This is a genomic window from Nocardiopsis sp. NPDC006198, assembly GCF_040613895.1.
GTDB classification, from domain to species: domain Bacteria; phylum Actinomycetota; class Actinomycetes; order Streptosporangiales; family Streptosporangiaceae; genus Nocardiopsis; species Nocardiopsis tropica.
Genome location: NZ_JBEXSY010000020.1, coordinates 82,886 through 106,374, shown reverse-complemented (window position 1 = coordinate 106,374; position 23,489 = coordinate 82,886). Strand labels below are relative to the sequence as shown.

Below are 23,489 nucleotides of genomic sequence, written 5' to 3'. Positions count from 1 at the left end.
ATCTGAAACTGCGTCTAGTGGAACTAGGTCCAGTTCCGGGTAGAGTACTGCCCAGTAGTGAACGACGTCACCAGGGCGTGTCTGAATTTTTATAACACGTTCTAGTGAAGCGCGTTTCAACGCTCCCCCGTTCTGGAAGGCCCATGGCGCCCACTCCCTCCGCGCCCGAGGACCCCACCGGCGCACCCACCGGCAGCACCTCCGACGGCACCCTCCCCGGCTCCCCCTCCACCGGCACGCGGCCCCCGCCGCGGGACCCCGATCCGGCGCTGGTCCTGCCCCAGGTCGACGGACGCCACGAGACCCTCGACGGCATCCGCGCCGCGGCCGCCCTGATGGTCCTGGTCTTCCACGTCGCGACGGAGACCGGCGACTCCCTCGCCCCGGGCGTCCTGGGCGGGCTGGTGTCCGCGTTCGACCTCGCCGTGCCCCTGTTCTTCACGCTCTCCGGCGTGCTGCTGTACCGGCCCTGGGCGCGCGCCGCCCTGGACGGGACGCGGGGCCCCCGGGCCCGCCCCTACCTGTGGCGCCGGGTCGTGCGCGTGTTCCCCGCCTACTGGGTCGTGGCGGTGGCCGCGCTGCTCCTCTACTCCCGGGAGGAGCTCGGCTCGCCCTCCTACTGGCTCCAGGTCCTGACCCTGGCCTTCCCCTTCGACACCGACCCGCCGTGGGTGGGGACCGGCCCCTACGGCCTCGGCCAGATGTGGAGTCTGTCGGTCGAGGTGTCCTTCTACCTGCTGCTGCCGGTGTTCGCCCTGCTCCTGGCCCTGTGGGCGAGGGGCGGGAGGACCGTGGACGCCCGCGGCCGGCGGCTCCTCGCCGGGCTCGCCGCCATGGGGGTGCTCGCCCTGGCCGCGCTGGTGCCCCAGTTCTATCCCGAGCCCCGCGAGTACATGCACGCCTGGCTGCCGCGCGCGCTCGGCCTGTTCGCCGCGGGGATGGCGCTGGCCGTGCTGTCGGAGTGGGCGTGGCGCGAGCCCGGCGCCGACGGCCCGGTGCGCCGCTTCTGCCGCACCGTGGCCGCGTCGCCCGGGGTGTGCTGGCTGGTGGCGGGCGGCTTCCTCGCCCTGACCGCCACCGAGGCCACCGGCGGGCGGTTCATCGGCTCGGGCGACATCTGGACCTCCGCCGCGGCGTCCCTGGCCGGGACGGGCTTCGCGTTCTTCGTCGTGGCCCCGGCCGCCCTGGCCCCCCGCCCCACCTCCCCGCCCGCGTCCCTCCGCAGCGCCGCGGCCTGGCGGGACGGCCGCTGGCTGGACTCGCTGCTGCGGCACCGGGTGTGCCAGTTCCTCGCCCGGATCTCCTACGGCGTGTTCCTGTGGCAGTTCGTCGTCCTGTACCTGTGGCGCGACTTCTCCGGTCAGGAGATCTTCACCGGGTCGTTCTGGCTGGACATGGTGCCGGTGACGGCGGGGACGGTCCTCCTGGCCGCGGCGACCTTCCACTGGGTGGAGGAGCCGAGCCGGCGCTGGTCCCGGAAGGACGCGGAGAAGAGCGGCTAGTCCGCCTCCGCGCCGCCGCCCGTGCGGTCGTCCTCCTCGGGCGCCCAGGGGTTGCCCTCGACCGCGGGGGCCATGCCGCCCACGGACACCCAGCTCAGGCACAGCCCGCCGCGGTCGTCGGGGTCCTCCGGCACGAACACCGACAGCTGCTCGCCGGGCGCCCCCGCCGGGACGTACCGTGTCCCGTTCTCCTCCGCGGCGGGCAGCTCCACCTCGATCCAGTCGTCGCCCAGGGCGACCACCACCGGCACGTCCTCCTCCGCCGTGTAGCCGAGGGTGACGACCTGGGCGAGGCCGCCGTGGACCCGCACCGGCCACGACATGAGCCCCTCCCAGGGCTCCAGGCAGCGGTCCCCTCCCCCGGGTCCGAAGACGTAGCTGCTGTCGGACGGCCGCGCCGGGACCAGGTAGCCCGCGTCGTTGAACACGTACGCCGCGCCGGACTCCTCCGGCTCCACCATCCGCTCCGCGACGTCGGGCTCGGCCAGCGGCGGCAGCACCCAGGAGCTCAGGCGGCGCTGGCCGTTCCACTCCAGCACGACGTCCTCCGGGACGGGGCGCGCGTACAGGCCGCCCTCCTCCGGAACCTCCCGCAGGGAGGCCCGGACCGTGTCCAGGTACCACTGGAGGCGGTCGCCGCCGAGCGTTCCCGCGTAGGCGTGCGTGGACCACACCGCCGACGCCGTGTACGCCAGCGTCGCCAGCACGGCGGCGGTCCGGGCGGCCCGCCGGGGACGCACGCGGTAGGCGTCGGCCGCGGAGCCGGCGCGCTCCCCCGCGCCGCCCGTCAGCGCCCGCGCCCGCTCCTCACGCGTCGGCAGGAAGGCCAGCGCCAGGCAGAGCGCGAACACCGGGGCCGCGTCGGCCACGTAGCGGGGGTCGGCGGCGGCCACCTCCTGGAACCTGCCGCGCGCGATGACGGTCGGGACGATGTCGACGACGACCAGGTAGCCGAGCAGGAGCGCCCAGGCACGCCACGCCCGGCGCCGCAGCCACAGGCTCGACAGCACGATCACCGCGAACACCGCCCAGGCCCCCAGCACCACGGGCCCCGACGGGTCGACGAGCCCACCCGTGGGGGTGACCGGCCCCCACTCCGGCGGGCCGCCCAGGGCGCCGACCGGGAAGACCTCGGTGAGGAGCCCGCGCAGCATGGCCAGGGCGGGTTCGCTCTCGGGGACGCCCGCGCCCTCGCCGCCCTCGCCCGCGCGCATCCGCGCCAGGTAGAACACCGCGTACGCGGCGAAGAGGGCGCCCATCGCCGTCCACAGGGGGCGGTGCACCACCCAGGCCCTGCGGACCGCGACGAGCGGGTCGCCCGGGTACAGGAAGGCCGCGGCCACCGCGAACAGCACGGGGGGCAGGAACATCGCCTTGACCGTGAAGAGCATGCCGAACACGACCGCGCCCGACGCCCACCAGGCGAACCGGGCGTCGCCGGTGCGCAGGTGGCGCACGGTCCACAGCGCGGCGAGCACCAGCGCGAGCTGGAAGGGCACGGCGTTGAGCGCAGCCGACCACCACCCGAGGACGGGGACGGTCAACGGGGCCAGCGCGTACACGGTCAGGGGGACGAGGAGGGCCGGGCGGCGGCCGAACAGCTCCCACAGCAGGCGGAAGAACCCCAGCAGCGCGGCGGCCTGGAACGCGAGCATGCTGCCCGCGCTGACCCACCACTCGTACGGCCAGAACGTGGTCTGGAGGTACACGAGGAACAGGGCTCCCGGCATCAGGTGCCCCTTGTGGAGGGTGAGGAGGTAGTCCGGGCCCAGGTCGCTCGCGTACGCGGAGGCGAAGAAGAGGTAGTCGTCCTCCACGAAGTAGGACTGCGTGAGCACGTACAGCTTGAGGCCGACCGCCGCCGCGACGACCAGCAGCCCCGCCAGGACCAGCCGGTCGCGCGCGAGGAGGCCCAGGACGGCGAGGGCGTCGCGGACCGGTCCGCCCCGGCCGGGTCCCTCCCCGCCGGGGTCCCCGGCCGGGCGGCGTACCCCGGCCTTCCCACCGGGCGCCTGCGCCTCCGCGCCGTCGTGTCCACTCGCCGTGGGGGGAACAGGCGGCATCGGTTCTCTCCCGCCGTAGGTTGGCCAACCCGGAAAATGGGTGCCAGAATACAACACGTTCCACTTTCTTCCTTGACCTCGGGCGCAGGTCTCCAAGGCCTGGCAGCCCAGAACAGGAACATGATGCAGAACCATGTTCCGGCGGGGTCGTGAGCACCGTGGAGGTGATGCCGGTGGGGCTCGAACAGGTCCGCCGTGACTGGACCCGGCTGGGTTCCGCCGAACCGCTGTGGGCGGTGTGCGTGGACCCGGACAAGCGCGACGGCGGGTGGGACGACGACGAGTTCCTCGCCTCGGGCCGGGCCGACGTCGACCCGGCGGTCGCCCGCATGGACGAGCTGGGCATCCGCCCCGGGGGCGGCCGGGTCCTGGACTTCGGCTGCGGCGCCGGACGGCTGTCCAACGCGCTGGCCGCGCACTTCGACGAGGTCGTGGGGGTGGACATCTCCGCGCCGATGCTGGAGGAGGCCCGCCGCCTGGACCGTTCGGGGGGACGGATCGCGTTCACGCTGAACGAGCGGGCCGACCTGTCCCTGTTCGGCGACGACTCGTTCGACCTCGTGTACACCGATCTCGTCCTCCAGCACCTGCCGACCGCGCTGGCCGAGGGGTACGTGCGCGAGTTCGCCCGCGTGCTGCGCCCCGGCGGCGTGATGGTGCTCGGCGTGCCCGAGACGGAGCGCCGCACCTTCAAGGGGATGGTGTTCCGGTACGTGCCGTGGCCCCTGGTCGCGCTGGCGCAGAGGGTGGTGCTGCGCTACCCGGCGCCGATGCGGATGCACACCCTGCGCACCGGGCGGATCGCCGAGCTGGTGCCCGGCGGCCGGATCGCGGCCTCGGACGAGTACTGGGGAGGCGACCACTGGCGGCACCTGCGCCACTTCGTGGTGCTGGACGGGGCCGCACCGGCCGGAGGGGGGGCCGCGTGACCCCCGCCGCAGCCCGCGACGACGGGACCACGCCCTTCCGCGCCACCCTGGGGCGCTCGGTCGCCCTGTTCTCCGCGTTCCGCAGGGAGCAGTCCGATCCGGCGTTCTTCTACGGCACGCTGGCCCGCGACACCGTCGCCCAGCTGCGCTCCTACACGCCCCTGGACGGCCGCCTCGTCGTGGACGTGGGGGGCGGCCCCGGCTACTTCGCCGACGAGCTCCGCTCCGCCGGGGCACGCTGCCTCTGCGTGGACTCCGACGCCCGCGAGATGACCCTGCACGGCCGCGCGGCCGACGCGTACGGCGTCCGGGGCAGCGCCCTGGACCTGCCGCTGCGCACGGGCTCGGTGGACGTGTGCTTCTCCTCCAACGTCCTGGAGCACGTGCCCGACCGCGTGCGGATGGCCGACGAGATGGTGCGGGTGACCAGGCCCGGCGGGCTGGTCTACCTGTCGTACACGCTGTGGCTGTCCCCCTGGGGCGGGCACGAGACCTCCCCGTGGCACTACCTGGGGGGTCCGTACGCCGCGGAGCGGTTCGCCCGGCGCAACGGGCGCCGGCCCAAGAACGACTTCGGCCGCAGCATGTACGCCGCGTACGCCGGGGAGATGCTGCGCTGGGCGCGCGGGCGCCCCGACGTGGACGCCGTGGACGTCCGGCCCCGCTACCTGCCGACGTGGACGAAGCCGGTCGTGCACGTGCCCTTCCTGCGCGAGGTCGTCACCTGGAACCTGCTGCTGGTGCTGCGCAAGCGGTGACGCGGGCCTTCCGCCCCCTCAGCGCCCGCCGAAGCCGAACGGCAGGGTGCGGGGGACGTGCTGGACGCTGACCCAGTGGTCGGTCGTGAACGCCTCGACCGCCCACTCGCCGCCGAACCTCCCGTGGCCGGAGTGCTCCTCCCCGCCGAACGCCGTGTTGGCCTCGTCGTTGAGCGTGGAGTCGTTGACGTGCGTCATCCCCGCCCGCAGCCGCCGGGCGAACCGCACCCCCTTCTCGGCGTCACGGGTGTGGACGGCGCTGGAGAGCCCGTACTCGGTGTCGTTGGCGATGCGGAGCGCGTCCTCCTCCTCCGTCGCCCGGATGACCGTGGCCACCGGTCCGAACACCTCCTCGGCGGCGCACGGGGCGTGGTTGCCCGCGAGCAGCAGGTAGGGCGGCAGGACCCTTCCCGCCGGTCCGCCCGGCTCGCCGGACAGCAGCAGCTGCGCGCCGACCTCGACCGACCGGTCGACCAGGTCGCGGATGCCCTCGGCCTGGTCGTCGTCGATGACGGGGCCGATCTGGGTCGCGGGGTCGCCCGGGTCCCCGACCCGCAGTGCGCGTACGCGCGCGACGATCCGGTCGACCAGCTCGTCGTGGACGCCGGTGGTGGCGATGATCCGGTTCGTGGCCATGCAGATCTGGCCCTGGTGGTAGTAGGAGCCGAACACGGCGGCGTCGGCCGCCAGGTCCAGGTCCGCGTCGTCCAGCACGACGAGGGGGCTGTTGCCGCCGAGTTCGAGCGTGCGCCTCTTGAGCGGGATCAGCCGGGAGATGTGGCGGCCCACGTCGGTCGAGCCGGTGAAGGAGACCATCCGCGAGGACTCGTGCGTGGCGAGCGCGTCGCCGATCTGCCCGCCCTTGCCGAGGACCACGTTGAGGACGCCGGGGGGAAGCCCCGCCTCCTCGTAGACGCGGGCGAGGAGGAGGCCCCCGGTGACGGGCGTGTTCTCGGCCGGCTTGAGGACGACGGTGTTGCCGAGGGCGACGGCCGGCGCGACGGAGCGGTGGGAGAGCTGGAACGGGAAGTTCCAGGGGCTGATCACGGTGACGACGCCCAGGGGCTCGCGGTAGACGCGGTTCTCCTTCCCCGGGGTGATCCCGGGCAGGATGCGGCCCTCGACCCGGGTGGGGTAGGAGGCGGCCTCGGCCATGCCGCTGCGGACCAGGTCGATCTCGAACTCGGCGCGGTCGCGGACGGCCCCGGCCTCGCGGACGAGCCACTCGGCCACCTCGGCACGGCGCGCGTCGAGGATGCGGAGCGCCCGGCGGAACACCTCGGCCCGCTCGTAGGCGGGCGTCGCGGCCCAGACCGGCCAGGCCCGCTCCGCCGCCCGGTAGGCGAGGTCGACGTCACCCTCGTCGGCCAGGCGGACCTCCGCGAGGACCGTGTCGTCGTAGGGGTCCACGTCGTGGTGGACCTCGCCGGAGGAGCCGTGGCGCCACTCGCCGCCGATGGTCATCCGGTCCAGTCCCGTGTAGGGGGTGGGTGTCTGGTCGGCGTGCATCGGGCTCCCCCTGGTGTCGGCGTCACTCTCCGCCACCGTGCCCCGGAAAGGCCCCGCGGGCAAAGGGGCGTGCCGCTCCTTGGCGAAGTGTTCAGGGAGTCGGTGGCGTTCGGGGCCCGTACGGCCGCGCCGCTCCCCGGGCGGCGCGGGCCGGCGGTCAGGCGTCGGGGACGAGCAGCAGCTCGCCGACGACCCGGCCGTCGGCCTCGGTGACCGTGGCCGTCCACCCGCCCAGGTCGACGCTCTCCCCCGGGCCCTCCGGGATGTGGCCGAGCACGACCAGGACCATCCCGGCGACGGTGACGTAGCTGCCCTCCGGGGGCGAGGTGAGGACGACGCCGAGGTCGTCCAGCTCGTGGACGGGGTAGGCGCCGGGCACGCGGAGGGCTCCGCCGTCGACCCTGGTGGGAACGCGCGCGTCCGCGTCGGTCTCGTCGTAGATCTCGCCGACGACCTCCTCGAGCAGGTCCTCCAGGCTGACGATGCCGTCGACCGCCCCGCTCTCACCGATCACCACCGCCATCTGCTGCCGTTCGCCGGTCATCCGGTGGAGCGCCTGCGACACGGACAGGGAGACCGGCAGCAGCAGCGGCTCGCGGGCGAGGGCGCCCGCGTCCCCCTCGCCCCGCAGCAGGTCCGACCAGTGCACGACCCCGACGACGTCGTCCACGTCCCCCTCGGTGACCACGGGCGCGCGCGAGTGCCCGCGCTCGGCGAGGAACAGGGCGGCCTCGCCGGCGGGCAGGGAGGCGGGGACGGTGTCCACGTCGCGCCGGGGCACCAGGACCTGGCGCAGCGTGCGGCCGGTGATCTCGAACGCGCCGGAGAGGATCGTCCGCTGTTCGGGGGTCATGTCGCCCTGGGCCGAGATCATCTCCCGCAGCTCCTCCTCGGAGACCTCCTCCTTGCCGGTCCCGGGGTCCGCCCCGCCCAGGCGCACCACCAGGTCGGTGGAGACGCCGAGCAGCCACACTGCGGGCCGCGAGAGGACGGCGAGGGCGTTGATCGGCCTGGCGACGAGGAGCGCCCAGGGCTCGGCGCGCTGCATCGCGATGCGCTTGGGCGCGAGCTCGCCCAGGACCAGGGTGACGAAGGTCAGCACGACGGTCACCAGGACGACGGAGACCGGGGAGGCGTAGGAACCGAGGAAGCCGAGGGGTTCGACCAGCGGGCGGGCCAGTGACACCGCGGCCGTGGCCGAGGCGAGGAACCCGGCCAGGGTGATGCCGATCTGGATGGTGGCCAGGAACCGGTTGGGGTCGCGGGCCAGCCTCGCGACCGCCCGGCCCCCGGGACCGCTCGCCTCCAGCCTCCTGAGCTGCCCCTCCCGCAGCGTGATCAGCGCGATCTCGCTGCCGGCGAAGACGGCGTTCACGACGACCAGGACCAGCACGAGGCCGATCTGGGCCTCGTAGCCCTCCATGTGGGTCTCCCCCGCGGTTCTGTCGGAAGCGGTGCCGCGGCCGGACCGGGCCGAGGTGATGGCATCGTTCCCGGAATCCCCGCCACCACACCTGTCGCACCAGCTGCACCGGTCCCCTCCGGCCGCACGTGCCCCACGTGTCCACAAACGGCCAGAACCTCGCGCCGGTTCGCCGCCTCCGGTCGAATCCCCAGTTCAGGGCCGCACGGACCGCCATGCGACCCGCATGTCCGGATCTGACACCGTTCCGGCACTGTCTGTAGGCTTCTCCTGCCCCCTTCCCCACCCCCTGGGAGTCCCCGTGTCCAGCGGTACCGGAGTCAACCCCGTCGAGGCCATGTCCGAGGCCGAGGAGGCCGAAGCGCTGGCCGAGGCCATGGTCTTCCTCGGAACCGATTTCGAGGCCGCCGTCGAAGGGCTGGCCGCGGCGGTCTCCGAACACGTCTCGTCCGGTCTGGCCGACTACGAACTGGACGCCATGGAGCACATCCGACGGGTCGCGCAGAACGGCATCAACCTGGCCCAGAACGTCCAGGGCGCCGACCTGGCGATCACCGACTCGGACCACGAGAGCGCCGAGGAGTACCAGGAGGGCCTGGAGGCCCTCGACATCCAGATCAACTTCTGACCCCGCGCCCGCCACCCACCCCCCCGGAGACACCTGTGAGCGACGTCGCCTCCATGTCCCTCGGCCTGCCCGCCGACATCGACGCCGACGTCGGCGCCATCGAGTCGGGCGCCGACGACCTCGACGCCGTGTGCCGGAAGATGACCGGCCAGTCCGAGGGCGCCCACAGCCAGTTCCAGTCGTCCGCCGGTGAGTTCACCGACCTCATCGCCTGGAACATCGTCTCCGGCTCGTCGGAGGAGCTGGCCGCCTGGCAGGAGGCCGCCGCCGCCCTCACCTACGGGGCGGCCGTCCTGCGCCAGTGGGGCCTGGACATCGAGGCCTACCGGGTCGAGCGGGCCAAGCTGGAGACCCGGTGGGAGGAGGAGAAGTCCGCGATCAGGGACGCGGGCAACGACTCCATTCTCGGCAGCGTGGGCCAGGAGGCGACGGGGAGGCCCGCCGCACGCATGGAGGAGTTTCGGGAAGAACTGCTCACCGAGCACGCCGGGCACTGGGACACCCTGATGGACCGGGCCGAACAGGCGGAGAAGGACCTGCGCGACGGACCCGGCCAGGAGACCCTGGAGCGCCTGGTCGAGTCCGCCCTCCTGTCCGGCAGTCAGCTGCTGTACCTGGGCGACGCCGTTCCCGGCATGGTCCCGGACGAGCTGACCGGCGACGAGCACCCGTCCATCGTCAACCTGTGGTGGACCTCCATGACGGAGGAGGAGCAGGCGCAGGCCGTGCGGGACCACCCCGACCTGCTCCGCGAACTCGACGGCATCCCCTCAACCGTGCGCGACGAGCTCAACCGGGAGCACTTGGACGACGAGATCGAGCGGTTGGAGGAGGAGGTCGCGAACGCGCAGGAGGAACGCGACGAGGCCTTCGACTCCCTGACGGACTCCGACGGCGGCATGGGCGCCTACAACGCCCAGACCGACCTGACGGACCTCGAAGGAGAGCTCTCCACCCTGACCACCCTGCGCGACAGCCTCAACGACGAGAGCGCGGACAGGTACCTGCTCGCCCTCGACGCCGAGGGCGGGGGACGCGCGATCGTGGCGAACGGCAACCCCGACACCGCCGACAACGTGGCCACCCTCGTCCCGGGCACGACGACCACCTGGCAGAGCGTCGACTCCCAGATGGACCGGGCCGACGCCCTCGTGCAGTCGGCCACCATCGCGGACGAGGAGAGCAACCACTCCGTCATCAGCTGGATCGGATACGACGCCCCCAACGCCGTCGAAGCCGCCGGCGCGGGCCGGGCCGAGGACGCGGTCGACGAGCTGAGCAGTTTCCAGGACGGTTTGCGGGCGACCCACGTGAACCCGTCCCCGTCGAACAACACAGTGATCGGCCACAGCTACGGTTCCACCGTGGTGGGTCACACCGCACAGGGCGACGAAGGACTCAACGCGGACAACATCGTGCTGGTGGGCAGCCCCGGCGCCAACGCCGACCACGTGAGCGACCTGGGACTCCCCCCTGAGAACGTCCACGTCTCCACAGCCGAGAACGACAACATCACGCACCTCACCGGCTTCACCCACGGAATGGACCCGACGGATCCGGGCTTCGGAGCGACGGAGTTCAGATCGAACCCGGGCACCGACGGGGGCCAGTGGCCGCTCAACGACGCACATTCGGAATATTTCGATCCCGACACCAGGTCCCTGCGGTACATGGGTGAGGTCATCGCCGGACAGAAGTAGGGGAACAGTGGATACCAACGCTCTCGGACGCGCATGCAGCGGCATCGCCGTCGTGGTGGCTCTGACCGCCTGCGGTCCCGGTGTGGACTCGGATACCTCGGAGGAGGAAGCAGCAATGACCCACGACGAGGCCTACACCAGGGTGGAGGAGCACATCGCCGCGGCTGTGGCGGTGTTCCCCGAAGCCCCGGAGCTCGAAGCCCTGGGAGGCGACATCGCCAACCCCTGTGATGACACGGTCGACGGAGGTGAGAGCGGACGCGCGTCGGTCGGCCGCACCTACTGGCTGCGCGGCCTTCCCGCTGAGGACAACGAGGCCAGCGTCGAACTCCTGCACGAGTACTGGACGGCCAACGGCTACCAGGTGACAGACGACGGACGCCCCGAAGACCTGGCGGTCTTCGTCGAGAACGAGGAGGACTCCTTCCGGATGTCCGTCCAGTCGAGCGCCCAGGGCAGCCTGTCCATCGGGGCCTCCTCGCCCTGCGTGTGGCCGGAGGGCGCCCCCGGGTCCTGAGGGGTCAGCCGAGCCGCTCCAACCGCTCCAGTGCCCTGCGCGGCGACCGGGCGTGGCGCCCCATGCCCGCGAACGGGCACGCCTCGCGCTCCAGGTCCGTGCCGAACGCCCGCGACGACTCCAGGCCGTCCAGCTCCTCCCAGGTCACCGGGGCCGCCACCGGGGCGCCGGGCCTGGCCCGCACCGAGTACGGGGCGACCGCGAGCTGCTCGCGGCCGTTGCGCAGGAAGTCCACGAACAGCCTCCCCTTCCGGGCCTCCTTGCGCACCTCGGTGGTCAGCTCCTCCGGTCTCCGCGCCGCCACGCGGTCGGCGACGCCCTCCGCCAGCCGCCGCACCTCCTGGTCGTCGGCCTCGGGCCGCAGCGGCGACCGCACGTGCAGCCCGCGCGAACCGGTCGTCATCACGTACGCGGCCAGCCCCACCTCGTCCAGCGCCTCGCGCACGTCCCGGGCGGCGGCCCTGCACTCCGCGAAGGCCTCCTCCCCGTCCCCCGCCGGGTCGAGGTCGAGCACCATCCGGTCGGGGAGGCCGAGGTCCGGTTCCCGCGACTGCCAGGCGTGCAGGGTGATCGCCGCCTGGTCGGCGCACCACACCAGGGTCGCCGCGTCCCGGCACTCCATCATCGTGCCGCCGCTGGTCTCCACGGTCCGCACCCACTCCGGCGTGGAGGGGTGCTTCACGAAGAACCCGCCGGCTCCGACCCCGTCGGGGTACCGGTCCAGGGCGATCGGGCGGCCCTTCAGCTGCGGCAGCATCAGCGGTGCGATCCGCTCGTGGTACCGGGCCAGGTCCTCCTTGGTCGGCCCGCCCTCACCGAACAGCGGTTTGTCCGGCTTGCGCACCTCCACGACGCGTCGGCCCGCGCGCACCCGGACCGCGCCCCCGTGTTCCGCCATCGCCCCTCCCAGGTCCCGCCGCCCCGGGGCGCCCGCCCCGGTCGGCTCCGTGGGCCCCGCCTACCCGGGCCTCCCCGGCGGAAAACCCGGCGGCCCGCAGCGGCTCCGGACGGCCTCCGGACGGAGTACCGGCCTGGCCGTAACAGGGTTTCCGGTGGTTCTGCGGACACAGCGAGAACGCCCGGCCGGATGACCCCGGCCGGGCGTTGGGCGTGTTCGGCGCGTGCGCCTACTTGCGCTTGTTGATCTCCTCGGTGAGCTGCGGAGCGACCGAGTGCAGGTCGCCCACGACACCGAAGTCGACGAGCTCGAAGATCGGCGCCTCGGGGTCCTTGTTGACCGCGACGATGTTCTTCGCGGTCTGCATGCCCGCACGGTGCTGGATCGCGCCGGAGATGCCCAGGGCCAGGTACAGGTTCGGGCTGACCGTCTTACCGGTCTGGCCGACCTGGAACTGGTTCGGGTACCAGCCGGAGTCGACGGCGGCACGGGAGGCGCCGACGGCGGCGCCCAGCGAGTCCGCCAGCCCCTCGACGACGGAGAAGTCGTCGGAGCCGACGCCGCGGCCGCCGGAGACCACGATCGCGGCCTCGGTGAGCTCCGGGCGCTCGCCCTGCTCCTGGACCACTCGCTCCACGACCTTGGCGGCCTTGGCGGCGTCGGAGACGTCCACCGAGACGGCCTCCTCGACGGCCGCTCCGGCGGCGGCCTCGGCCGGGACGGAGTTCGGGCGCACGGCGACGACCGGCACGCCGGTCCGCACACGGGCGTGGGTGACGGTGCCGCCGCCGAAGATGCTGTGCTCGGTGACCACGTCGGCGTCGACGTCGACGACGTCGGTGAGCACACCGGAGCCGAGCTTGACGGCGGTGCGCCCGGCGATCTCCTTGTTCTCGGCGGTCGCCGAGACGAGGATCGCGGCGGCGCCCTTGTCCTGGGCCAGCTTCGCGAGCAGCTCGGCCTTGGGAGCGACGACGTAGTCGTTGAGCTCGGCCGGGGCGACGTAGACCTTCTCGGCGCCGAACTCGGCCAGCGCGGCCTTGCCCGACTCCGCGCCGTCACCGATCCACACGGCCGCGGGCTCGCCGATGCGGCGGGCCGCGGTCAGCAGCTCGGTCGTGACCTTCTTGACCTGTCCGTCGACGTGGTCGACGAGGACGAGGACCTCAGCCATAATCCTTGAACCTTCCTGAGTCTCTCGCCTGGCCTACACGAACTTCTTCTGGGCGAGGAAGTCGGCGATCTTCACGCCGCCGTCACCCTCGTCCTTGACGATCGTGCCCGCGGCGCGCGGCGGCGCCGCGGCGAAGTCGACGGTCTCGGTGGTGGCGTTGGCCAGGCCGACCCGGCCGGTGTCGATGCCCGCGTCGGCCGCGGACTTCTTGTCGACCGGCTTCTTCTTCGCCTGCATGATGAGCTTGAAGGACGGGTAGCGGGGCTCGTTGATCTTCTCGACGACGGAGACGACCGCCGGGAGCTGAGCCTCGACCACGTCGTAGCCGTAGTCGGTCTGGCGCTGGATCCTGATGGCGCCGCCGTCGATGTCGACCTTGCCGGCGAGCGTGAGCTGCGGCAGGCCGAGGTACTCGGCGAGCGCGGCGCCCATGACGCCGGTGCGCGCGTCGGTGGACTCGGAGCCGAGGACGACCAGGTCGAACTCGACGGTGCCCAGGGCCTGCGCGAGCGCGTAGGCGCTCTGGAGGGCGTCCGATCCGTGGAGCGCGTCGTCGTTGACGAAGACGGCCTTGTCCGCGCCCATCGAGAGGGCCTTGCGGATGGAGTCGGTGGCCTGGTCCGGTCCCATCGTCAGGACGGTGACCTCGCCGCCGTGCTTCTCCTTGAGGAGCAGGGCCTCCTCGATCGCGTACTCGTCGAGCTCGTTGATGACGCCGTCGGACGCTGCGCGGTCGAGCGTCCTGTCGTCGGGGTTGAGCTTCCGTTCGGTCGCCGTGTCCGGGACCTGCTTGACCAAAACGACAATATTCATGGCCGGTGGCCGACCTCCCTGCACTCTGATCCGCCGTGTGGCGGGCGGACGCCGGTGCGCCCCGTTCTGCCAACAATGCCGAATGCCGTTCGGTCATTCGACGGCGGGTCCGCCTTTCACGTCAAGGACGGTCCCGCGATGTGCCCGTACACCAGATGTTACTGGCTAGTAGCTTGAAGGCCAACCCTCGACCCCAAGTGTGACTTAGGAAACCCTAACCAACACCCTGCCACCGGATTCGGCGGCCCCGCCGAGCGCGGCCCCGCCGGGACCGGCCCGCGCGGCCGGGGTGCCGGCCTGCCCACCACCCTAGGTCGCGCACGGCGGTCCGGAACCGGTCGCACCACCGGTGGAACCACCGGAGAACCGCGAGGGCCCCCTCCCGTGCCGGGAGGGGGCCGCTCGTCACGACGATCCGCCGTCGAACCAGTCGGACGGCCCGCCGAACGGCGCCCAGTCGGGGGTGGAGGACAGCCCGATCGACAGGATCAGCATGGTCAGCAGGACGATGCCGACGATCACGCCGATGTAGAGGTACAGGCTCCGGAACCGCGCCCGCTCCACCAGCCACACCGCCTGGTGCCGCGCCTCACGGCCGCTCGGCATGATGTAGCTGAGCAGGACCATCACGAAGATGGCGAAGGCGCCGGTGTAGTTGGCGCCCTGGCCCGGGGTCGCGTCCACGATCGTCGCGTAGACCATGCCGACCAGGATCCCGGCCAGCAGGTAGATCAGGCCGAACCCGGCGGTGCGGACCGCCATGCGCCCGAACGCCCAGGGGAAGCTGAGCGCCACCACCATGCTGTCGGAGTTGCGCGGCCCCCGGGTCTGGAGGCGGCGCGCGTGCTCCGCCTTGACCACGTCCAGCGCGCCCAGGCCCGCGATGATCACGACGCCCAGGAGGGCGCCGAACCAGGGGAACCACAGGGACACGCCGGCGAGGGCGACCATGACGGGGATGAGCACCAGCGGGTGCATCCGCCACGCCTCGGCCTCGTACTCCTCGTCGATGTAACCGTCGCCGTCGGCGTCGACGCCCTCCTCGTCACCGCGGAAGTAGTCACCCACCCGGTCGTTGCTGCCCCGCTTGAAGCGGCTGAGCCAGCCGCCGCGCTCCTCGTAGTCGTCCTCGCCGAACTCCTGCGTGTTGCGGCTGTTGCGCCCCTCCTCGACCGGCGTGAGGATGTCCGCGAAATCGCCCTTGTGCAGGGGCGTGTTGAAGAACTGCGTGTGCGGCGCCTGGTACCCGTCCTCCGGGTCGGCCGTCTGGGGGCGCCCCCGGCCGGGCTCCACGGGGTCCATCATCATCGTCCCCTGCGGGTCGTCCCGCGGGGGCTCGCCGGGACGGATGCGCCGGGTGCTCCCCGCGTCGTCCGGGTCGTCCCCCACGGGGCTGATCCGCATGGTGCCCTGCGGGTCGTCGAGGTCTTCGCGGCCGCCCGGGGTGATCCGGTCGGTCCCCCGGAGCCCGCCCAGGTCGTCGGTCGACTCCGGGTCGCTCCAGCCCCGCTGCGCGCCCGACAGGTCGTCCGTCGGGTCCTCGTCTGCGTCCCAGGACCGCTGGGCGCCCCGCGCGCCGGAGAGGTCGTCCGTGGCCTCCTCGTCGGAGCGCCACCCGCCCGCCTCGGCGGCGTGGGTGGAGCGGGGGGACCCGCCGGGACCGGACCACGCGCTGGAGGCGGGGTTCGCGCCGCCGGCGGTGTGCGCGGGCCCCCAGCCCTCGTCGCCGGCGCCGCGTCCCGCCAGGTATCCGGCGGCTCCGCCGAGCACGGCGCCGGCCGCGCCCGCGGCCGCGGCCCCGCCCGCTCCCCGTCCGCCGCCCGTGCCGGAGTCCTCCGGTCCCACGCCCGTGGAGGGGTTGTAGACGGTGTGGCCGCCGGTGAGCCCGGTGGACCGGACCTCCTGGTCCTCGGTCCAGGGCAGGTCCAGGTTGAGGCGGCCCGCCTCGGCGACCAGCTCCGCGGCCGTGGGGCGGTTGCGCATGTCGCGGGAGACGGCGCGGTTGACCAGCGGGCGCAGCGCCTCGTGCATCCCGTCCATGTCGATCTCGCCGTTGAGGATGCGGAAGAAGATGACCTCGAAGGAGCCCGCGCCGTAGGGCGGGCGTCCCGTGGAGGCGAAGGCGACGGTGCCGCCCCAGGCATGGATGTCCGTGGCCGGGCCGAGGTCGGTGCCCTCGATGACCTCCGGGGACAGGTAGCTGGGGGTGCCGACGAACGTGCCGGTCTGCGTCAGCTTGGCGCCGTCCACGGCGTGCGCGATGCCGAAGTCGATGACGATCGGCTCGCCGTTGGAGATGATCACGTTGCCCGGCTTGAGGTCGCGGTGGATCACCTCCACCGCGTGGATGTCCTGGATCGCCCGGGCGAGCCCGGTGATGAAGCGCGTGAGCGCGCGGCCCCGGAGCGGGCCGTGGTCGGTGACGGTCGCGTCCAGCGTGGGCCCGGGGATGTACTCGGTGACCACCCACGGGAGCTCGGCCTGGGTGTCGGCGTCGATGACCTCTGCCACGTTGGGGCTCTGCACCCGCCGCATGGTCTCGACCTCGCGGGCCAGCCGGGCCCGTGCGATGTGGTCGCCCGCGACCTCCGGCTTGAGGACCTTCAGCGCGACGAACTGGTCGGTCCGGGGATCCTCGGCCTGGTACACCACGCCCATTCCGCCCTGCCCGATACGGCGGCGGATCACGTAGTGGCCGATGCGCTCCGGCAGCTCCTCACCCGTGGGGAAACCTGCCGACATTGCCATCGAGAACTCATCCCCTCAAAAGACCGCATACCACCACGTCCAGCTTATCGGCCGGGGGATGGGTCAACATTGGCTTGTGTGGCCCGTCTCGGACCTGTGTGGTCTGTTCGGGACCGCCGGAGGGTCATGGGGGGCCGGCGGCCCGTCCGCCCTCGGACGACCACCACCGAGTATGACGGAAAACTGGCGTGGGCGGTTCCGCCCCGCTCGTCTCGACTGGCCGGATCCGGACGACCGGAGCAGGTCCTGTATCGCTACTTAACCTGACAAATGACTAAAACCATGCCAAAAAACAACAAAGCTTTGGGGAAGGGAGGGGCGGGCGCACCGGCCCGAGCGGCCGGGACCCCCGCCCCGAACTGCGCGGAGGCCCGCGTCAGCGCCCGTTGAACACCGCCTTGCCCGGCCCCTGCTCGACGAAGCTCCGCATCCCGTTCTTCTGGTCCTCGGTCGCGAACAGCCCGGCGAAGTGCAGGCGCTCGATCTCCAGTCCCGAGTCCAGGTCCGTCTCCAGGCCCCGGTCGACGGCCTCCTTGGCCGCGGCCAGCGCCACGGCGGGCCCCTCCGCGTACCGGGCCACCAGGGCCACGGCCGCCCGGTAGACGTCCCCGTCCGGGACGATCTCGTCGGCCAGCCCGATGCGCCCGGCCTCCTCCGCCCGCACGTGCCTGCCGCTGAAGATCATCTCCTTGGCCCGGGCGGGGCCGATCAGGCGCGGCAGGCGCTGGGTGCCGCCCGCCCCGGGGATGACGCCGAGCTGGATCTCGGGCACGCCCAGCCGGGCCCCCTCCCCCACCACCCGGAAGTCGGCGGCCAGCGCCAGCTCCAGCCCGCCGCCGAGGGCGTACCCGGTGACGGCGGCCACGACGGGCTTGGGGATGCGGGACACCAGTGTGAGGGCGTTCTGGAGGTTGCGCCCGTACTCCAGCATCTCCGCGTGGGTGCGGTCCGCCATCTCCTTGATGTCGGCGCCCGCCACGAACACGCGCTCGCCGCCGTAGAGCACCACCGCGCGCACGGCGGGGTCCGCGGAGACCCTCGTGGCGGCCTCGGCGATCTCCGCCGTCAGCACGGCGTTGAGCGCGTTGACCTTCGGCCGGTCCAACCGGATGACGGCCACCGCCGGGTGGTCCGGATCGGTCTCCACGCGCACGAACTCGCCCACGAACTCCACCTCTTCCACTTCGACGTCACTGTCCGGGCCACCTAATCACCCGGGTCAGGAGAACAGCAGCACCAGGGTGCCGAGCCGCGCGGACAGCGCGTACGCCCCCGCGAGCAGCAGGGCCGCACCCGCGAGCAGGAGCGTGTCCCCGACCCGCCAGCGGCTCTCCCTGGCCCGTGTGCGGGGCCCGGTGCCGAACGCCCTGGCGTCCATCGCCGTCGCCAGCAGGGTCCCCGTCCGGATCGACCGCACCAGCAGCGCGAACAGCCTGCCGAAGAACAGCGTGACCATCCGCACCGGGTTGCGCCCGGCCTCCAGTCCGCGGGCCCGCCTCGCCAGGGTCACGGTCCGCCACTGGTCGGCCAGCAGGGGGATGAGCCGCAGCGCCGCCAGCACGCCCATGGCGGGGCGCTCGGGCACCCTCAACCTCTGCACGAGCCCGTCGGCCATCTCCGTCGGATCGCTGCTGACGGCCGCGAGGAGGCCGGGGAGGGCGATGGCGAGCAGGCGCACCGCGGCGCCCAGCGCCCCCTCCGCGCCGTGCTCGCCGTACAGGTAGTTGACCAGCCCGCTGGAGAGTCCCATGAGCAGGAAGGGGCCGCCGAGGACGAGCAGGGTGCGCCGGTCGATCCCGCTGAAGGGCAGGACCAGCAGAACGCCGGCCAGCACCACCCCGCCGGTGACCGCGTCCACGGCGGGGACCAGTCCGAGCCCCAGCAGCAGCGCGGCCAGCAGCTTGGCCGCCGGGTTGAGCCGGACGAGCCAGCGGCGCGCTCCCCCGGCGCCCGGCGCGTCCGGGGTGGGGACGCCGCCCCTGCGGCCCCGGTCCTCCGAGACGCTCACAGCTCCGCCTCCCCCACCGTGCCCGGGACCGCGCGGCCCCCCGCCACACGCACCCGCACGTCCGCGAAGTGCCGCAGGAGAAGTTCGTCGTGGGTCGCCACGACGACGGCGCACCCCTCGGCCCTCAGCCCGCCCAGCAGCTCGACCAGCTCCGTCCACGTCCGGGTGTCCTGGCCGAAGGTCGGCTCGTCCAGGACGAGGACTCCGGGCGCGTGCGAGGGGCCGGAGCTGAGCGCCGTGGCCACCGACAGCCGCCGCTTCTCGCCGCCCGAGAGCGTGTAGGGGTGGGCGTCGGCCAGGCCGGTCAGGCGCAGCCGCTCCAGCAGCTCGTCCACCCGCCGCTCGGTCCCGGCCCCGTCCGCCCCGGCCCGCCGCGGGGCGAACCGCAGCTCGTCCCGCACGGTGCCGGTGACGAACTGGTCCTCCGCGTGCTGGAACACGGTGCCCACGTGGCGGGACAGGAGCCGGGCGGGCCATCGCGCCAGCGGCCGCCGGTCGGCCTCCGCCAGGGGGCCGCGCGGCAGGACCGCGCCCCTGTGGGGTCGGGAGAGCCCCGCCAGCAGGGTCAGCAGCGTGGACTTGCCCGCACCGTTGGGGCCGGTCAGGGCGGTCGCCGTACCGGCCGCGACGGAGAGGTCCACCCCCTCCAGCACGGTCCTCCGGGGCGGGGCGCCCGCCCCCAGCTGGAAGGGGGTGCGCGCGGCGACGCCCACCGCCTCGACGCGGGGGCCGCCGCCCGGCGCGGGGGCCGGGCCGGGGGAGGGCTCGTGCCCGGGGACCCACACGCCCTGCTCCGCGAGGGAGCGCCCGTGCGCGGCGAACACGGCCGCCGGATCGCCGTCGGCGACCACCCCGCCGCCCGGCTCGACGACCACGACCCTGTCCACCAGCCCGACCACGTCGGCGACCCGGTGCTCGACCAGGAGCAGGGTCGCCTCGGTCTCGGCGAGCAGGCGTTCCAGGACACCGCGCACCAGGGCGGCCCCGGCGGGGTCGAGGTTGGCGGTGGGCTCGTCCAGGAGGAGCAGGCGCGGGCGCATGGCGAGCGCGCCGGCGACGACCAGGCGCTGCTTCTCACCGCCCGACAGCGCGCCGGTGGGGTGGCGCCGCCCGTACGGGAACCCGACCGCGTCGAGCGCGTCGTCCACCCTCGGCCAGATCAGGGCGGGGTCCACCCCCAGGTTCTCCGGGCCGAAGGCGACGTCGTCGCCCGCGCGGGCCATCACCAGCTGCGTCTCCGGGTCCTGGCCGACCAGGCCGACGCCTCCGCGGCCCCGGTCGGCGGGGAGGCCGTCGACCAGCAGCGTCCCCTCCTGGTCGCCGTTGAGGGCGCCGTCGGGGCCGGTGAGTCCGGCGAGGGAGTGCAGCAGGGTGGACTTGCCCGCCCCGGAGGCGCCGAGCAGCAGCACGCGCTCACCGGGCTCGACCGTGAGGTCCACCCCGCGCAGGGCGTACGACTCGCGGCCCGCGTGGCGCCACCCCCAGCCGGACAGCTCGACGCGTGCGCCGCCCCCTCCGGGGGGCCGGAGGGGGGGCGGTGCCGCGGGGTGCTCCGCGGTCGCCCCCGAGGGGCCGCGGCGGTCGTGGTCGGCCACGGGTCAGCCCCTGGCCGACGGGAAGGGGGCCAGCGCGCCCGACCTGGCGAGCGCGGTGGTGAGGAGGCGGGCGCCGACGCCCGCGATGACCGCCGAGCTGATCACGACGATGACGCCGTAGACGAGCTGGAAGTGCAGGGGCCAGGTCACGTTGTAGACGAGGTTGTCGCGAACGGCCGGGGAGAGGCCGGCGGCGGCCGCCGCGAGCACTGCCGCGCCCATGCCCCAGCGCCGGTAGCCGAAGGCGAGGAAGACCAGCTCGGGGAGGAGGCCCTGGAGCGTCCCGTCGATGATCACCATGACCCCCCACTGCGTCCCCAGCACCGCCGACACCAGGGAGGCCGCGATCGAGGTGAGCAGTGCCGCGCCGGGCTTGCGGACGACCAGTCCGCCGAGGACGCCGGAGATCAGCCACATTCCGTAGACCGCCGCCTGCGCGGGGGGAAAGCCCACGAAGAGCGGGGTCGTGACCGACCAGACGATGTTCCAGAGCCAGAAGACGACGCCGACGGCGACGCCGATCACGGCCGCAACGACGATGTCGACGGTGCGCCAGCCGCGCAGCCGTCCGAGGACGTCGCGCCAGAATCCGGTACGCCCGGTCTCGGTGCTCATCAGGTGGTGTCCCTTCGTCGGGGTGGACGAGGGCCCATGTGGCCAAGAGCGACGCCGGAGGACGTGCCGCGCGCCGGGTCCGTCCCGGGTGCGCGGGAGCACGCCGCCGGAGACGGGTTCCTAGGACTTCCTTCGCTGGCATGACCCAGATCAGGTGTGTAAGGGTCTGCGGCCGGGTGCCGCACTCTCAGCGCTCACGCGCTCCCCTGTCGGTTTCCCTCCATTATGCGTCAACAACGGGGGCCGCGGGGTGTTCCCTCCCCACGGCCCCCGTTCCCGCCCCCGTCCGGCCGCGCCCGCCGGCGGGCGCGGTCAGGCGTCGCCCTCGTCGTCCCCGCCCTTGGGAGGCGTCGCCGACGGGTTGCCGAACGCCTTCGGCGACGGGGCGAAGCCCTCGGCCGGAAGGTCGGCCGTGGCCCCGCGCATGGTGGCCTGCCAGATGGGGCCCGGCAGCGTGCCGCCGTAGACGATGCCGTAGTAGCGCCCGCCGATCGTCACGCCCTGGAGCGGGTTCTCCTCGCCTCCGCGCATGTCGCCGACGACCACGGCCGACGCGAGGTTCGGGGTGTAGCCGGCGAACCAGGCGTAGGCGGCGTTGTCGGTGGTGCCGGTCTTGCCCGCGGCGGGGCGGTCGAGGCCGAGGCCGTTGGCGGTGCCGCCCTTGAACGTCTGCTGGAGCAGGTGGTTGACCCCGTCCGCGACGTCGCGCTCGACCCTGCCCTCCTCGCAGTCGGTGCGCGCCTCGACCTCCCGGGTGCCCTCGGCGCCCTCGCGGCCGATCCGCACGGAGACCACCGGGACGGGCTCGCAGTAGGTGCCGCGGGCGGCGAACGTGGCGTACGCGTTGGCGACGGTCAGCGGGGACACCTCCTGGTCCCCCAGGGTGAAGGAGCTCCAGACCCCCAGCGGTTGGCCGTCGGCGCGGTGGATGCCGACCCGCTCGGCCATCTCCGAGGTCTCGCAGAGGCCGACGCGCTTCTGGAGCTGCGCGAAGTAGGTGTTCACGGACCCCTTGGTCGCGCTGATCATGTTGTGCCGGCCGCCGTCGCTCTCCCCGGCGTTGCTCACACTCCACCCGGACATCACGCCGCCGTCGCAGTTCTCGAGCCCTCCGACCGAGACGCTCTCGGGCGAGGAGAAGCTGGTGCCGTAGCCCAGCCCGGAGTGCAGGGCGGCGGCCAGGGTGAACGTCTTGAACGTCGACCCCGCCTGGTAGCCGAGCGAACCGCCGGCCTCGCTGTCCACCGCCAGGTTGATGGAGGTCGTGCCGAGCGCCTCGTCGTCGAACCCGTAGCGCAGGTTCTGCGCCATGCCCCGGATCCGGCCGGTGCCGGGCTCGACGACGGCCTGGGCGGAGAACTTGGTGGACTCCTCCGCCGGGACGTACCGCTCGATGGCCTCCTGCGCGGCCCGCTGCGTCTCCCCGTCGAGCGTGGTCCGCACGGTGATGCCGCCCTTGGTGAGCGCCTCGTCGCGCTCCCCCTGGAGCTCCCCGAGGATGTCGGAGCCGCGCAGCCAGCGCATGACGAAGTCGCAGAAGAACGGCTGCTCCGAGTGGTAGCAGCTGCCTCCGCGCGGGGTCGGGTCCAGTGCGAGCCCCCGGCTCGCGTACTCCTCGACCTGCGCCGCGTCCAGGTGCCCGGTCGCGCCCATCCGCTCCAGCACCAGGTCGCGGCGCTCGCGCGCGGCCTCGCGGTTGTTGAGCGGGTCGTAGAACGAGGGGCTGCGCACGAGCCCGACGATGGTGGCGGCCTGCGCCGGGTCCAGGTCGGCGGCGGAGACGGAGAAGTACCGCTGGGCCGCCACCTCGATGCCGTACGCCCCCGCCCCGAAGTAGGCGAGGTTGAGGTAGCCCTCCATGATCTCGTCCTTGGTGAGGCGGTCCTCGATGTCGATGGCGTGGCGCAGCTCCAGCAGCTTGCGGCCCAGGGTCTGCTCACTGGCGCGCTCCACCTCCTCCTCGGTGGAGGCCTGCTCTATGAGCAGGTTCTTGACGTACTGCTGGGTGATGGTGGACCCGCCCTGGGTGTCCCCCTGCGCGGTGCGCATGGCGGCCCTGAGCACACCGCGCAGGTCCAGTCCGGAGTGCTCGTAGAACCGGTCGTCCTCGATCGCCATGAGAGCGGCGGGCACCCACGGGCTGACCGCGTCCAGGGGCACCACCTCGCGCTCGCGGTCGGCGACCTCCGCGATCGGGTTGTGGTCGACGTCGGTGAGGAGCACGCGCTCCGCCAGCGGGGAGATCTCCAGGTCGCTGGGGAGGGCCATGAAGGCGGCGGCCGTGTCCCTTCCGATCAGCCCCAGCCCGCCCACCCACGGCATGACCAGCGCGGCGGTCAGGAGACCGGCGACCGCTCCCGTGCCCGTGAGGCGCAGGACGGCGTCCTTGCGGCCTCCGTCCGGGCGGTCGCCGTCACCGGCGCCCCTCCCGTGCTCCACCGCGTCGCCGAGTGCGGTCACGCGCTCCCGGAGCCGGTCCACCAGGGGGAGGACGGCCCGGTCGGCCCACCTCCTCCAGCGCGGCGCCCCGGAGGCGCCTCCGGCGGCCGCGCCGGGCCCGTCGGCCCCCCGGCCACGGCGGCCGGGGCTTCCCGCCTCCCGCGCGTGCC

18 protein-coding genes and 1 riboswitch are annotated in these 23,489 nt (G+C 73.2%); of the genes, 6 read left to right on the top strand and 12 right to left on the bottom strand.

The window, feature by feature from the left end:
- The first annotated feature begins 143 nt into the window (after positions 1-143).
- On the top strand, positions 144-1,502 hold the full coding sequence (locus ABZ234_RS16165; protein ID WP_355012565.1) for an acyltransferase: 1,359 nt from the start codon (positions 144-146) through the stop codon (positions 1,500-1,502).
- Here the strand turns inward: ABZ234_RS16165 and ABZ234_RS16160 are convergent.
- Positions 1,499-3,565, bottom strand: a complete 2,067-nt coding sequence (locus ABZ234_RS16160; RefSeq protein ID WP_355012564.1) for a hypothetical protein — start codon at positions 3,563-3,565, stop codon at positions 1,499-1,501. The two genes, ABZ234_RS16165 and ABZ234_RS16160, sit on opposite strands and share 4 nt — an antisense overlap.
- Positions 3,566-3,714: 149 nt before the next feature.
- On the opposite strand from ABZ234_RS16160, the gene ABZ234_RS16155 reads away from it, so the two are divergent.
- On the top strand, positions 3,715-4,494 hold the full coding sequence (locus tag ABZ234_RS16155; protein ID WP_355012563.1) for a class I SAM-dependent methyltransferase: 780 nt from the start codon (positions 3,715-3,717) through the stop codon (positions 4,492-4,494).
- On the top strand, positions 4,491-5,252 hold the full coding sequence (locus ABZ234_RS16150; RefSeq protein ID WP_355012562.1) for a class I SAM-dependent methyltransferase: 762 nt from the start codon (positions 4,491-4,493) through the stop codon (positions 5,250-5,252). The genes ABZ234_RS16155 and ABZ234_RS16150 overlap by 4 nt, the downstream gene beginning before the upstream one ends.
- Before the next feature lie 18 nt (positions 5,253-5,270).
- Here the strand turns inward: ABZ234_RS16150 and ABZ234_RS16145 are convergent, their stop codons facing one another.
- On the bottom strand, positions 5,271-6,761 hold the full coding sequence (locus ABZ234_RS16145; RefSeq protein WP_355012561.1) for an aldehyde dehydrogenase family protein: 1,491 nt from the start codon (positions 6,759-6,761) through the stop codon (positions 5,271-5,273).
- A gap of 157 nt (positions 6,762-6,918) precedes the next feature.
- Positions 6,919-8,184 (bottom strand): hemolysin family protein, encoded by a 1,266-nt coding sequence (locus ABZ234_RS16140; protein WP_355012560.1) that lies wholly within the window; start codon positions 8,182-8,184, stop codon positions 6,919-6,921.
- A gap of 301 nt (positions 8,185-8,485) precedes the next feature.
- On the opposite strand from ABZ234_RS16140, the gene ABZ234_RS16135 reads away from it, so the two are divergent.
- From ABZ234_RS16135 to ABZ234_RS16125, 3 genes are read left to right on the top strand one after another with little or no spacing between them, the layout of a single operon-like run.
- A complete protein-coding gene (locus tag ABZ234_RS16135) occupies positions 8,486-8,812 on the top strand; it encodes a hypothetical protein (RefSeq protein WP_267946418.1) in 327 nt (108 codons plus the stop codon).
- Between the two features lie 35 nt (positions 8,813-8,847).
- Positions 8,848-10,512 carry an alpha/beta hydrolase gene (locus tag ABZ234_RS16130; RefSeq protein WP_355012559.1) on the top strand — a complete coding sequence of 555 codons (1,665 nt, stop codon included), beginning with the start codon at positions 8,848-8,850 and terminating at the stop codon, positions 10,510-10,512.
- A 7-nt stretch (positions 10,513-10,519) separates the two neighbouring features.
- Positions 10,520-11,029, top strand: a complete 510-nt coding sequence (locus ABZ234_RS16125) for a hypothetical protein (RefSeq protein WP_355012558.1) — start codon at positions 10,520-10,522, stop codon at positions 11,027-11,029.
- A gap of 4 nt (positions 11,030-11,033) precedes the next feature.
- Here the strand turns inward: ABZ234_RS16125 and ligD are convergent, their stop codons facing one another.
- From ligD to ABZ234_RS16080, 9 genes are all read right to left on the bottom strand, one after another.
- Positions 11,034-11,927, bottom strand: coding sequence for a non-homologous end-joining DNA ligase (gene ligD / locus ABZ234_RS16120; protein ID WP_355012557.1), 894 nt, complete (start codon positions 11,925-11,927; stop codon positions 11,034-11,036).
- A gap of 229 nt (positions 11,928-12,156) precedes the next feature.
- Positions 12,157-13,101, bottom strand: coding sequence for an electron transfer flavoprotein subunit alpha/FixB family protein (locus ABZ234_RS16115; protein WP_267946422.1), 945 nt, complete (start codon positions 13,099-13,101; stop codon positions 12,157-12,159).
- 33 nt (positions 13,102-13,134) lie between these two features.
- Positions 13,135-13,914: an electron transfer flavoprotein subunit beta/FixA family protein gene (locus ABZ234_RS16110; protein ID WP_267946423.1), complete on the bottom strand. Its 780-nt coding sequence runs from the start codon at positions 13,912-13,914 to the stop codon at positions 13,135-13,137.
- A 405-nt stretch (positions 13,915-14,319) separates the two neighbouring features.
- Positions 14,320-16,662, bottom strand: coding sequence for a protein kinase (locus ABZ234_RS16105; RefSeq protein ID WP_352984118.1), 2,343 nt, complete (start codon positions 16,660-16,662; stop codon positions 14,320-14,322).
- A gap of 376 nt (positions 16,663-17,038) precedes the next feature.
- The gene (locus ABZ234_RS16100; RefSeq protein ID WP_355012556.1) at positions 17,039-17,845 is read right to left on the bottom strand and encodes an enoyl-CoA hydratase-related protein; all 807 of its coding nucleotides are present in this window, start codon (positions 17,843-17,845) and stop codon (positions 17,039-17,041) included.
- A 36-nt stretch (positions 17,846-17,881) separates the two neighbouring features.
- A complete protein-coding gene (locus ABZ234_RS16095) occupies positions 17,882-18,670 on the bottom strand; it encodes an energy-coupling factor transporter transmembrane component T (protein WP_355012555.1) in 789 nt (262 codons plus the stop codon).
- Complete coding sequence (locus ABZ234_RS16090; protein WP_355012578.1) at positions 18,667-20,163, bottom strand: ABC transporter ATP-binding protein; 1,497 nt, start codon at positions 20,161-20,163, stop codon at positions 18,667-18,669. The genes ABZ234_RS16095 and ABZ234_RS16090 overlap by 4 nt, the downstream gene beginning before the upstream one ends.
- Before the next feature lie 105 nt (positions 20,164-20,268).
- The gene (locus tag ABZ234_RS16085) at positions 20,269-20,880 is read right to left on the bottom strand and encodes an ECF transporter S component (protein ID WP_267946427.1); all 612 of its coding nucleotides are present in this window, start codon (positions 20,878-20,880) and stop codon (positions 20,269-20,271) included.
- Between the two features lie 110 nt (positions 20,881-20,990).
- Positions 20,991-21,098: riboswitch (TPP riboswitch) on the bottom strand.
- Positions 21,099-21,192: 94 nt separating this feature from the next.
- Positions 21,193-23,319, bottom strand: coding sequence for a transglycosylase domain-containing protein (locus tag ABZ234_RS16080; RefSeq protein WP_355012577.1), 2,127 nt, complete (start codon positions 23,317-23,319; stop codon positions 21,193-21,195).
- Positions 23,320-23,489 lie beyond the last annotated feature (170 nt).